Here is a 12,504-nt window from a genome sequence, read left to right on the forward strand (position 1 = left end):
CGCGCTCCCTGAGTGCTGCGAGACGTCTGCCCATGTTCGACCGTTTTTTCCTGCCGGCCCTTGAGCGAGCCCTGTCCTGATGGATCAGGTGAGCCGAATCGAGCAGGAACTCGACAGCTTCAAAGGCACCTTGTCGGTCTACCGCGAGCAGCTCGAGCGCTGGTACAGCCGAGCGGCGGACCGTGCCAGCCATGCCGCTGACCTACCGTCATTGATGGGCATGGAGCGGCTGATCCGCTTTGGCGACAGCACCACCGCTGTCAGCACCGGTGACGATGACTTCCTCTCCACGGTCGTCCAGTGCCCCAAGGGCGGGCCGATGACGATCGAAAGCAAGTTCGAGTCGGTGTACGACATCCCGCTGGGCGACATCGTGGTGGATGTGGTGGATGTGGCCAGCGGCGAGGTCACGCCGGTGACCTTGGATGCCCAAGGCCTGGGGACCTTCACGGGGGAGGCGGGCAAGTCCTATCGGGTTCACGTTCAGGGCGAGGTGTCCGCCAGGCAAATTGCGAATCTGTTTTCTTCCTACGATGGCCTGACCACCGATCTGACGGACTGGTTGCGCGGTGAGTGGCAGGGTTTCAAGCCGCGATGGGCGCAGCAGTCCTTGGCGACTTCCGCAGCAGCTGTGGGGAACGGGTTGCTCGCCGGCAGTTGGGCGGCGATTGAAAGTGTGTGGGACAGCATCAGCTTGCTCTCGGACATCCTCAAGGATCCCGGTCAGTTTGTTGATCGGTTGGGCGAAAGCGCTGATCAGTTGAAAAAACTGGCTCAGGACACGCCGCAAGTGATGGCCAAGCTGCAACTGCTGGCCAGCGACGAAGCGGCACTGTGCCTGTTGGTGCGCACCGCCAGCCTCTGGCTGGAGATGTTGCCGCCCAGTGAAGTCGCTGGCGAAACGGCCAAAGGGCTCTCGACCGTGGCGGTGCAACTGGTGATCGACTTGCTGATCGGCGTGGTCTTGACCTTTGCCGGGGCGGGGGCCGGGATTGCCTACTTGTCGATGCGGTTGGCCAGGCACGGCGCAACCCTGCTGAACGCCATGCAGCGTTTCATCCGTGCGATCTTCGCAGTGGTAAACGGCTTCATGAGCTACGTGGACCGCTACAAAACTGTGGCGGCGCGCGGCATTGCGGCGGGGATAAAGAAAGGTCGGATGCAACTGCGCTGGGATGCACAGCACAACACCACGCTGAAAAGACACGAACTCCACGACGACGCCCCCGCCCAGTCGAAAAACCCCAACGGCGACCCCGCCGATACCGCGTCCCAGACCCAGACCAGCGGCTGCCCGGTGTCGATGGTCACCGGCGAAGAACTGCTGACCCTCGACGACGGCACCCTCGATGGCCGCTTGCCGTTTGTCTTCACCCGTTTATACCGCACCAGCGCCGCCGACTTGGATGTCGGCCTCGGGCGTGGTTGGAGCCATGCCCTGGCCCATCGCTTGGAACTCGACGGCGAGCAGGTCACCTGGGTCGACCAGGAAAACCGCCGTACGACCTTTCCACTGCCCAGCGCCCAACGTCCGGCGATCCACAACAGCCTGGCCCGCGCGGCGATCTACCTGGGCACTGAGGCAGACGAACTGATCGTCGCCCAGCCCGACGAAAACGCAGCGTTCCTGCACTTTCGCGACGGCCACCTGAGCGCCCTCAGCGACCGCTACGACAACCGCCTGACCCTCCAGCGCAACATCCATGGCGACATCTGCCGTTTGGACAACGGCGCCGGGCGCGCCCTGCGCCTGCGTTACGAGCAGCGCCACCTGATCGCCGTCGATTACCAGAGCTTCCATCCCGCCATCACCCTCGACGAAGCCTGGCGGACCGAACAGACGCTGGTTTCCTACCGCTACGACGGACGTTTCCGACTGATCGAAGCGACCAATGCCGCCGGTGAAAGCGAGCGCTACGACTACGACGACCAACACGTCATCCTCCAGCGGCAACTGGCCGGCGGGGCGAGCTTTTATTGGGAATGGCAAGGCGTCGGGCCGGCGTCCCGCTGCGTACGGCATTGGGCCTCGTTTGCGCAGATGGACAGTCGCTACACCTGGGGCGAAGACGGCAGCGTCACGGTCCGGCACCTGGATGGCAGCCAGGAGGTGTATGTCCACGACGACCGGGCGCGGTTGGTGCGCAAGGTCGAGCCCGACGGCGGTGAGCACCTCAAGGCCTATGACGAACAAGGTCGCTTGATCGCCGAGCAGGACCCGCTGGGCGCGGTGACCGAATACCGCTACGACGACGTCGGACGGCTGGTGGCGCTGCTTCCCCCGGACGAGGCGTCGACGTCCTACGAATACCGCAACGGTTTCCTGCATACCCGTACGCGCGGCAAGGCCGTGTGGAGCTACCGGCGCAATGCCCGGGGCGAGGTGATCGTCCTCATCGACCCGGACGGCCGGCGCACGGAATATGCCTACGACGCCCATGGGCAACTGCTGGCGACGTATGACCCGGACGGCGGCGAACATCGCTTCACCTGGAGTCGCCTGGGCCAACTGACCGAAGAGATCCTGCCCGACGGCAGTCGCCGGTGTTTTTCCTACGACGCCCTGGGGCGTTTGCTCAGCCGCCAGGACGAACACGGCGCGCTCACGCACTACCAATGGGACGCCGTCGGCCGCCTGCTGCAGGTGACCTTGCCCAACGGTGCCACCCGGACCTGGCGCTACAACGCCTACGGCAAGGTCACCGCCGAGTGCGATGAACAAGGGCGGGTCACCCGCTACGAATACGCCGACGACCTGCATCTGGTCAGCCGCCGCCTGAACCCCGACGGCAGCGAGCTGAAGTACCGCTACGACTCGGCGCGGCTGTTGCTGACCGAAATTGAAAACGAATCCGGCGAAAAATATCAGCTGGACTACACGCCCAACGGCTTGATCCGACAGCAAGTCGGCTTCGACGGCCAACGCACCGCCTACGCCTACGACCTCAACGGCCACCTACTGGAGAAAACCGAGCACGGCGAAGACGGTTCGCAACGGCTCACCCAGTACCAGCGCGACGCGGCTGGGCGGCTGCGGGTCAAGACCTTGCCCGACGGCCAGGCCATCGAATACCGCTACGACGAGCTTGGCCGGCTGGTCCACGTCAACGACGGCAGTAACCATCCGCTGGCCTTCGAGTACGACGCCCAGGATCGGCTGGTCTGCGAGCACCAGGGCTGGGGCACCCTGCGTTATCGCTACGACGCTTGCGGGCGCCTCAACCACCTGCGCCTGCCGGACGACAGCCAACTCGACTACCGCCATGCTCCAGGTGGCGCACTGACCGCCATCGACCTCAACGGCTCGCGCCTGACCGAACACCGCTTTGTCGGCGGTCGCGAACGGCAACGCCAGCAAGGCCGGCTGCTCAGTGACTACGACTACGACGAACAGGGCCGCCTCAAGGCCCAGACTGTGTGGCAGACCCAGCAGCAACAACTGTTCTGGCGCGATTATGCCTACAGCGCCAAGGGCAACCTGCAAACCCTTTCCGACAACCGAAACCGCCGCAGCTACCAGTACGACCCGCTGGATCGCCTGACCCGCATCGACTTTTCCCACAGCGAACCGTCGGAACACTTCTGCCACGACCCGGCTGGCAACCTGATGATGCAGGATCGCCCCGGCCCGACCACCCTCAAGGGCAACCGCCTGCTGAAGGAGGGCGACCGCCACTACGACTACGACGCCTTCGGCAACCTTGTTCGCGAACGCCGCGGCAAAGCCCAGTGCCTAATTACCGAGTACCGCTACGACAGCCAGCACCGCCTGATCGGCGTCACCACGGCGGATGGGCGGGAAACGTCCTACCGCTACGACGCCTTCGGCCGACGCATCAGCAAGACCGTGGACGGCCTGACCACGGAGTTTTTCTGGCAAGGCGACCAGGTCGTCGCCGAAAACAGCCCGCGCCACCACCGCAGCTACGTCTACGAACCCGACACCTTCCGCCCGCTGGCGATGCTCGATGGCGAAGGCCCGGAAAAAGCCACGCCGTTCTACTACCACCTCGACCACCTGGGCACGCCCCAGGAACTGACCAGCTACAGCGGCCAGATCGTCTGGTCGGCGCGCTACAACGGCTACGGCCAACTCACCGAACTCCAGCACGACGGCGGCGAACAGCTTGAGCAACCGCTGCGCTTCCAGGGCCAATACTTCGACCCCGAAAGCGGCCTGCACTACAACCGGCACCGCTACTACAATCCCGAGACCGGCCGCTATTTGACGCCTGATCCGAGCAAGCTGGCGGGTGGGCTCAATGGGTATCGGTACACCCTGAACCCGACGGGGTGGGTGGATCCGTTGGGGTTGGAAGGTTGCCCTGGTGACGGATGTAAAACGCCCGCCGTCGGTAAGCAAGACCCGACGGCCAAGCTTGGGGTGGATGAGGGTGAGCCGGCGCTGCCGATGACGGCGGCGCAGCGGCGGGCGCGGATTGATGAGTTGGCGGAGGCGAATGCTAAGAGACGGGTTGTTGCTATGGAAGAAAGATACGGTATGCACACAGTTGAGAAGCACAGTTCAGAAATATCAGACGTTGCGCTCAAACAGCGGGCCATTAACGGGGCGAATCCGCATACCGGGGAAATTCCAAAAGGAGCTAAAGGAAGCTTAAGCTCTCAATTCAGTAGCTGGCGAATTCATTTGAATGCATTAAATAAAGCTATGACAAGAGAAAGGCTTGGACTAGATCCATTTACAGGTCTGGATCACAAAAAAGATAGAATTGTCAGGCAGGAATTGCCGGGGGCAGGGCGTGGCTACAAACCCAATAAAAAGGATAAGGAGAATCCTAAGTTGAACGAGAATTTAAATTGGTTTGAAGTTAAGTTTAGTAAGGATGGCGTTCCTTACACCGGATTTCCTATGGGGAAAAAATAATGCTAAAAAATCCTTTTATAGACGAAGCGTTTGTTCCGGATCTGATGTGGTTTATAGGCCAGTTTGATGTGTATGACCGTGAGGAAACACTCGGGGTAATACTAGGAGACTACAATCCTGACGACGAGCGCGATAGATTAGTGCTGATTGCTAAATACGGCTTGGATTTGGAATGTCTGTCCTACAGGCATAAATATGTATTGATGAGTTTTTTGGAAAATAAGCTCAATGACCCGGATTTTAACTTTCAAAGTTTGTTTGAGATAGATGAAGATTGCGCGGGCAGCTGGCCCCGAGGGGAATGGTATAACTTAAAGGATCCAAAGAGGTTTCTTCAGGATGTTTATATCTTGGCAAAACAAACTTGGAAAGAGGATCTCCAAAGAGCAGCTCTTGAAGATCCGTCTACTTGGTAGGCGAGGGGTAGATAATTGAGTTTCTACTGCTTAATCACCACACCACCAAACCGTTTTTCGTGGCGAGGGGGCCTGCTCCTACTGGGCCTGTAGGAGCTGCCGAGCGAAGCGAGGCTGCGATCTTTTCCCCAGGCAGTTGAATCTCAAGCGAAAGAGCAAGATCAAAAGATCGCAGGCTTCGCCAGCTCCTACAAAGCCCAGCGGGAGCAAGCTCCCTCGCCACAGGGTTAGCGCCAGGCGTTCGGGCTGTGGTGAATGGAGAATCTGCTTACACCGTCAAACCCAACGCCACCACAGACTCCCGCTCCGCCAAACCCTCCACCAAATACACACTCCCGCCCAAAATCTCCTTGGCATGATGCTTGGCCTGCGAAGCCAGCTCAGCCAACTGGCTGGCATCCAATTCCTCACAGGCCTCGGCGCGCAGGTGCACCACGCCAATCGACAATGACAACAACGCGAACTCCTGCCGAATGCCCTGTCGATTCAATGCGGTAAAACATCCCGCCTCCAAGTGCTCGGAGCGGTAGAAGCGGCGGCAGTGGGTCTGGAAGTCGCTGAGTAGCTGGTCCAGGCGTCTGCGCCAGTCTTCCGGGCCGAGGACCAGCAGGAAGTCGTCGCCGCCGATGTGGCCGACGAAGTCACGGCTGGGGTCGATGCGTTCGTTCAGGCATTGGGCCAGGCACAGCAGGACTTCGTCGCCGCGGCCGTAGCCGTAGATGTCGTTGAAGGGTTTGAAACTGTCGATGTCCACGTAGCAGATCACCGATTCCTGCCGTTGTTGCAGCAGGCGCGTGAGGCATTGCTGGATCGGGACGTTGCCCGGCAGCAGGGTCAGGGGGTTGGCGTAGCGGGCCTGCTGGATTTTCAGTTCGGTGATGAGCTTGAGCACGTCGATCACCCGGCCCAGGCCCAGGTAGCCGCCGTTGAGGGTGATGATGAAGTCTTCTTCGATGCGTTGTCGGGCGCGGCTGGTGATCAGGCGGCTGACTTGTTGCAGCGACTGGTTCAACTCCACCGCGAGAAAGTCATCGCTCATCAAGCGGCTGATGGGTTTGCGGGCGAACAGGTCGGTGGCGAAGGGCTTGAGCAAGGCGTCCGAGAGCGAATGGCGATGGACGATGCCACAAGGCTGGTTCTGATTGTCCAGCACCGCCAGGGAGTTGAGGTTGGCCTGACGACGAAACGCTTCCAGCACGGTGGCTGTCGGTGTGTTGTGGGCCACTGCCGGTTGTTCGTTGAGCAGCGCACTGAGGTCGTTGACCTCATCGCTCAACGCCGCCACACCGCTGTCCTGCTTGGGCATCAGCGCCCTGGCATCGCGTGACGGTTGTTCTTGAGGCCGTGCCAGCAGATAGCCCTGGACCAGGTCGACGCCCATTTCGATCAGCACCGCCAGTTCTTCCGGCAGTTCGATGCCCTCGGCAATCACCTGGGCGCGGGAGGCCCGGGCGATTTTCAGGATCGAGCCCACGAACTCGCGCTTGAGGGCGTCCTGATGGATGCCGTCGATGAAATGCCGGTCGATCTTCACGTAATCGGGCCGCAATTCAGACCACAGCCGCAGGCTCGAATAACCGGCACCCAAGTCGTCCAGGGCAATCGAGAAACCCATCGCACGATAATGATGCAGCGCGGTTTGCAGGAGCTGGAAGTCATCGATGGGGGTTTGTTCGGTCAGTTCGATCACCACCTGGCTGGGCGCAATGCCCAGGTCCTGCAGCAGTTGCAGTGTGCGCCCGGTCTGGTGCGCGGATTCGAGCAGCGACTCGGGCGAGACGTTGAGAAACAGCTTGCCCGGTAACTTTTGCTCATTGAAGCGTTGGCAGGCGCTGCGGCGGCAGGCCAGTTCCAATTCGCTGAGGCGGCCGGCCTGGCGCGCCACGGAAAGCAGCGCAATGGGGGAGTGCAACGGGCTGTTGGAGGGGCCGCGGGTCAAGGCTTCATAACCCACGATGCGCCGTTCGGAAAGGCAGATGATCGGTTGGAACAGGCTGTGCAAACCGCTTTGAGCCAGGATCGAACTCAAGGCACTCAGCTGCTCTGTCGTGGTCATGGCAATCTCTGGCGATAAAAAAAGGACCGGGTGCGCGGCACCCAGTCCTGTATTTCACGACAGACTGATGTCAGTTTGATGACACTCCGACGAGCATCACCATTAAATGGCCATCATTTTAGTGCTTGGCGATCGCCGTGTTGAGTTTCAGGTAATCCAGCAGGATCCGTCCGGTCTCGCTCAGGTAGGCATCGTCTTCCGGCTTGGTTTTCTCCGGCTCGGTGATCAGGTCTTCGTCTTCTTTCTTCAGCTCTTTGAGCGGATCTTCGCCCTTGGCCTTGCGACGCAGGTTTTCCATGACCAGCTGCTTGGTCTCGATGTCGGCATGCTGCGCGCGACGCTCGGCTTCGTTGAGGGTGACGGTTTTCTCCATCATCAACTTCTGCGCCAGGGCCAGCTTGTCGCGGATGAACACGAATTCCGCGTCCTGGGACGAACGCGCATCGTGGTCGGACTTGAGTTGGGCCAGGTACGGCTTGAACGGGTCCACGGCCGGTTTGATCGCCGGCCGGATGGTGTCCCACGGCATGGCTTCGGGCAGGGCGCTTTCACCGATTTCCTTGGTGTCGATGATCGACGGGTAATCGATGTCAGGCAGCACGCCCTGATGCTGGGTGCTCTGGCCGGAAACCCGGTAGAACTTCGCCAGGGTCAGCTTCAGTTCGCCGTGGTTGAGCGGCTGGATGGTCTGCACGGTGCCTTTGCCGAAGGTCTGGCCGCCGATGATCAGCGCACGGTGGTAGTCCTGCATGGCACCGGCGAAAATTTCCGAGGCCGACGCGGACAGGCGATTGACCAGCAAGGCCATCGGTCCCTTGTAGAACGCGCCCGGGTTTTCGTCTTCCAGCACATCCACTCGGCCATCGGCGTTACGCACGAGCACGGTTGGGCCCTTGTCGATGAACAGGCTGGTCAGCTCGGTGGCTTCCTGCAGGGAGCCGCCGCCGTTGTTGCGCAAGTCGATGACAACGCCGTCGACCTTTTCCTTCTGCAGTTCGGTCAGCAGCTTCTTGACGTCGCGGGTGGTGCTCTTGTAGTTCGGATCCCCGGCACGGAAGGCCTTGAAGTCCAGGTAGAAGGCCGGGATCTCAATGATGCCGAGCTTGTAGTCCTTGCCGTCCTGCTTGAGGTTGAGGACCGATTTCTTCGCCGCTTGTTCTTCCAGCTTCACCGCTTCACGGGTGATGGCCACGACCTTGCTGGTCTGGTCGTTCGGCGCATTGCTGGCCGGGATGACTTCCAGGCGCACGACCGAGCCTTTCGGACCACGGATCAGCTTGACCACTTCGTCCAGGCGCCAGCCGACCACGTCGACCATCTCTTTGTTGCCTTGGGCGACGCCGATGATCTTGTCCGCCGGGCTGACCTGTTTGGTCTTGTCCGCGGGGCCGGCCGGGACCAGGCGCACGATTTTCACCTGGTCGTTGTCGCTCTGCAGCACCGCACCGATACCTTCCAGGGACAGGCTCATGTTGATGTCGAAATTTTCCGCGTTATCCGGCGACAGATAATTGGTGTGCGGGTCGTAGGACATGGCGAAGGTGTTGATGTACGCCTGGAAGATGTCTTCGGCGCGGGTCTGGTCCAGGCGAGCCAATTGGTTCTTGTAGCGCTTGGTCAGGGTTTCCTGGATCTGCTTGGGATCCTTGCCGGCGATCTTCATGCGCAGCACTTCGTCCTTGACGCGCTTGCGCCACAGGTCATCGAGTTCGGCCGTGCTTTTGAGCCAAGGGGCATCCTTGCGGTCGACCTGCAAGGTTTCCTTGGTGTTGAAATCGATTTTGTCGACGCCTTTGTTCAGCTCGGCAAGGGCGTAGTCCAGACGCGACTTCACGCGGTCCAGGTAGCGCTTGTAGATGGTGAACCCGGCGTTCAGGTCGCCGCTCTTGAGGAAGTCGTCGAACTGGGTTTTCCACTTGTCGAATTCAGCGATGTCGCTGGCCAGGAAATAACTGCGCGACGGATCAAGCAGCTTCAGGTAGCTGTCGTAGATGATGACCGAGCGCGCGTCATCGAGCGGCGGCTTGCTGTAGTGATGGCGCTTGAGCAACTCGACGACGTTAAGGCTGGCAATCACCTCGTCACGATCGGGCTGAAGCTTGTCCCAGCTGTTGGCCGCGAACGTATCGTTCGACAGCGGTAACAGGCCGAGGCCAATGACTAGCGCGAGGGCGGTGCTGGGGAACAGGTGCTTCATGCTGATTCGACGCAGGGACAATTGATAACGCATATTAGGCCGTCTTTGAAGTCGCCGGTTCCATGTGGCCCGGGCGCATAATGCAAGAAAGCCCGGCGTTGAAGCAGCGGGCCCAGTCGAGACTCACTATGGAGGCACCGTGAAAGCATTGCAAGGCGTTGAAGGCCAAGTGGTATGGGCAGATGAGCCGAGCCCGGCATGTGATGTCGGGCAAGTTCGTATTCGTGTGGCAGCCGCCGGCCTGAATCGGGCCGATTTGTTGCAAAAAGCCGGGCTTTACCCGCCGCCCCCCGGCGCCAGCCAAGTGCTGGGGCTGGAGTGTGCCGGGGTGATCAGCGAGGTCGGGCCGGGCTCGTCCTGGCAGGTGGGCGACCGCGTTTGCGCCTTGCTGGCCGGCGGTGGGATGGCTGAGGAGGCGGTGGTCGATGGGCGGCATGTGCTGCCGGTCCCGGAGGGCTTGTCATTGGCCGAAGCGGCCGCGCTGCCGGAGGTCTACAGCACGGCGTGGCTGAACCTGTTCCAACTGGCTGCGCTCAAGCCGGGTGAAAAGGTGCTGCTGCACGCTGGGGCCAGTGGCGTCGGTTCGGCCGCGATCCAGCTGTGCAAGGCCTTCGGCAACCCGTGCTGGGTCAGTGTCGGTTCGACCGAACGGCTGGCCTATTGCGAGGCCCTGGGCGCCCAGGGTGGCGTGGTGCGCACCGACGGCCTGGAGAGTTTGAACGACCTCGGTCCCTTCGATGTGATCCTCGATCCGGTGGGCGGCAACTACGCCAAACTCAACGTGAAACTTTTGTCAGTTGACGGCCGCTGGGTGTTGATCGGCCTGATGGGCGGGCGCTCGACCGAACTCGATCTGGCGCAGGTGCTGGGCAAACGCATCCAATTGCTCGGCTCGACCTTGCGCAGCCGTGACGAGCAGTTCAAGGCCGACCTGATCAGCGAGCTGGGCCAACAGGTGTGGCCGCTGTTTGCCGACAAACGCCTGAGCCCGCAACTGGCCCGGACCTTCGCCATCAAGGACGCCGAAGCAGCGTTCGCGGAGCTGGCGACCAACCAGGTGTCCGGGAAGCTGGTGTTGGTGATCGATGAGAGCCTGAGCTGATTTCGACAGCTATATGCAACCTGTGGCAGCTGTGTAGGAGCTGTCGAGTGAAACGAGGCTGCGATCTTTCCCCAGACACTTGAATCTCAAGCGAAAGATCAAAAGATCGCAGGCTTCGCCAGCTCCTACAGGCCGGCACCGACATCTTGGCACCCTCATTTCTATCAGCGGTGGCCTTCACTGTTGACTGGAGACCACGGGCAAGCTGACCTCTGGTCGGCAGCCCGTATCCAATACGTGCGCCCTGCTAGCGTTAACTAATGGGGGATGGGGTAACCGCAGCTTTCATTTCACCCGCCAGGTGAAGAGGTTGATCATGGCCATCGCCGAATGGCGCATGCAGGGCGTCGAATTCATTGCCTGCAACTGCAATTGGGGCTGCCCCTGTCAATTCAATGCGCCACCGACCCATGGTCACTGCCAGGCGGTGGCGTCGATGCGAGTGGAGCACGGGTATTTCAATCAGGTAGCGCTGGACGGTTTGTGCTGGGCCGCCACCTTCGCTTGGCCAGGGGCTATCCATGAGGGCAACGGCAGTTGCCAGGTGTTCATCGATGAACGCGCCGACGAGGCGCAACGCCAGGCCCTGTTGACCATCCTTTCTGGCCTGGAGAGCGACCCCGGGGCCAACGTGTTTCAGGTGTTCAGCAGCACCATGAGTGAAGCGTTCGAACCGCTGTTCGTGCCCATCACCCTCTCCATTGATGTCGATCAGCGCTTGGCGCACCTGGACATTCCAGGCGTGTTGCAGGCCAGTGGCGAACCGATCCGCAGCCCGATCGACGGCTCACCTCATCGAGTCCGGCTGTCCCTACCCAACGGCTTCGAGTTCCTTGAGGCCGAAGTAGCCAGCGGCAGCTACCAGACGCATTCAGCCCTCAAACTACAATCCCAGGGCAGTCATAGCCACCTCGCCCACGTGCACTTCACCGGCCATGGCATAGAGCCGTAACGATGGCAGAACCTCAGGCGGTGACGCCGAGCAAGCGACTGACAGGCGAGCAGTGGCTGCTCCTGCTCTGCCTGCTCGCGCTGACCGCCCTGGCCTGGCTGCTGCTGTTGCACATGGCCCGCGACATGAGTGCACCGGGCGGCATGGCTGATGCGGCAATGGGCGGCATGCTCATGCCCTGGAGCCTGGCCGATGCGCTGCTGATGTTCGCCATGTGGGTGGTGATGATGGTTGGCATGATGCTGCCCAGCGCCTTGCCCATGCTGTTGATCTACCAGCAGATGCTGCGCAAGCGCATGCCGGCACCGCAGCGACACCTGGCCCTGCTGCTGTTCTGCAGCGCCTATGTTCTGGTCTGGGCCGGTTTCGCCCTGGGCGCCACGGCGCTGCAATGGGCGCTCGAGCAACTCGCTCTGCTCAGTCCGGGGATGCACAGTACCAGCACCGCCCTGGGCGCCGGCCTGCTGCTGGTCGCAGGCGTCTATCAGTGGCTGCCAGGCAAGGCGGTCTGCCTTGAGCATTGTCGCGGGCCGCTGCATTTTCTGCTCAGCTACTGGCGCCCCGACGTGCTCGGTGGCTGGCGCATGGGGCTGGCCCATGGCGCTTATTGTGTGGGTTGCTGTTGGGCCCTGATGGGCCTGCTGTTCGTGGTCGGTGTGATGAACCTGCTCTGGGTGGCAGTGATCGGTGCCTTCATCCTGCTGGAGAAAAACCTGCCGCAGGGACTCTGGCTCAGTCGTCTCTGCGGTGTGGTGTTGCTCGGCTGGAGCCTGTGGCTGCTGCTGGGCTGAACCTGAATCTGAATCTGAACCTGTGGGAGCTGAGCTTGCTCGCGATGGCGGTGTATCAGATAAATCAATGCCGGCTGATTCACCGCTATCGCGAGCAAGCTCGCT

7 protein-coding genes are annotated in these 12,504 nt (G+C 61.0%); 5 read left to right on the forward strand and 2 right to left on the reverse strand.

The genetic code is table 11. The features are described 5' to 3' along the window. Nucleotides 1-79 precede the first annotated feature (79 nt). Together B0E42_RS02940 and B0E42_RS02945 are read left to right on the forward strand one after the other, a co-directional pair. Nucleotides 80-4,885 carry an RHS repeat-associated core domain-containing protein gene (locus B0E42_RS02940; RefSeq protein WP_077505597.1) on the forward strand — a complete coding sequence of 1,602 codons (4,806 nt, stop codon included), beginning with the start codon at nucleotides 80-82 and terminating at the stop codon, nucleotides 4,883-4,885. After that, nucleotides 4,885-5,301 carry a hypothetical protein gene (locus B0E42_RS02945; protein WP_256578270.1) on the forward strand — a complete coding sequence of 139 codons (417 nt, stop codon included), beginning with the start codon at nucleotides 4,885-4,887 and terminating at the stop codon, nucleotides 5,299-5,301. Before B0E42_RS02940 ends, B0E42_RS02945 begins: the two co-directional genes overlap by 1 nt. A gap of 268 nt (nucleotides 5,302-5,569) precedes the next feature. Here the strand turns inward: B0E42_RS02945 and B0E42_RS02950 are convergent, their stop codons facing one another. Next, entirely contained in the window at nucleotides 5,570-7,357 is a 1,788-nt protein-coding gene (locus B0E42_RS02950; protein WP_077505601.1) for a bifunctional diguanylate cyclase/phosphodiesterase, read from the reverse strand. Between the two features lie 118 nt (nucleotides 7,358-7,475). Then, nucleotides 7,476-9,554 (reverse strand): carboxy terminal-processing peptidase, encoded by a 2,079-nt coding sequence (locus tag B0E42_RS02955; protein ID WP_168188491.1) that lies wholly within the window; start codon nucleotides 9,552-9,554, stop codon nucleotides 7,476-7,478. Nucleotides 9,555-9,693: 139 nt separating this feature from the next. Between B0E42_RS02955 and B0E42_RS02960 the strand changes: the two genes are divergently transcribed. The 3 genes from B0E42_RS02960 to B0E42_RS02970 all read left to right on the forward strand — a co-directional run bounded on the left by B0E42_RS02960 (nucleotide 9,694) and on the right by B0E42_RS02970 (nucleotide 12,399). After that, nucleotides 9,694-10,656 (forward strand): zinc-binding dehydrogenase, encoded by a 963-nt coding sequence (locus B0E42_RS02960; protein WP_077505603.1) that lies wholly within the window; start codon nucleotides 9,694-9,696, stop codon nucleotides 10,654-10,656. Between the two features lie 316 nt (nucleotides 10,657-10,972). After that, the gene (locus tag B0E42_RS02965) at nucleotides 10,973-11,608 is read left to right on the forward strand and encodes a DUF1326 domain-containing protein (protein WP_024618494.1); all 636 of its coding nucleotides are present in this window, start codon (nucleotides 10,973-10,975) and stop codon (nucleotides 11,606-11,608) included. 2 nt (nucleotides 11,609-11,610) lie between these two features. After that, nucleotides 11,611-12,399, forward strand: coding sequence for a DUF2182 domain-containing protein (locus B0E42_RS02970; protein ID WP_077505605.1), 789 nt, complete (start codon nucleotides 11,611-11,613; stop codon nucleotides 12,397-12,399). Nucleotides 12,400-12,504: the final 105 nt, after the last annotated feature.

This window comes from Pseudomonas sp. A25(2017), assembly GCF_002001065.1.
GTDB lineage: Bacteria > Pseudomonadota > Gammaproteobacteria > Pseudomonadales > Pseudomonadaceae > Aquipseudomonas > Aquipseudomonas kilonensis.

What these genes read in the sequence shown, in the direction of transcription:
- B0E42_RS02940 (WP_077505597.1), top strand. Translation starts at nt 80, where the DNA reads ATGGATCAGGTGAGCCGAATCGAGCAGGAACTCGACAGCTTCAAAGGC.
- B0E42_RS02945 (WP_256578270.1), top strand. Translation starts at nt 4,885, where the DNA reads ATGCTAAAAAATCCTTTTATAGACGAAGCGTTTGTTCCGGATCTGATG.
- B0E42_RS02950 (WP_077505601.1), bottom strand. Translation starts at nt 7,357, where the DNA reads ATGACCACGACAGAGCAGCTGAGTGCCTTGAGTTCGATCCTGGCTCAA.
- B0E42_RS02955 (WP_168188491.1), bottom strand. Translation starts at nt 9,554, where the DNA reads ATGAAGCACCTGTTCCCCAGCACCGCCCTCGCGCTAGTCATTGGCCTC.
- B0E42_RS02965 (WP_024618494.1), top strand. Translation starts at nt 10,973, where the DNA reads ATGGCCATCGCCGAATGGCGCATGCAGGGCGTCGAATTCATTGCCTGC.
- B0E42_RS02970 (WP_077505605.1), top strand. Translation starts at nt 11,611, where the DNA reads ATGGCAGAACCTCAGGCGGTGACGCCGAGCAAGCGACTGACAGGCGAG.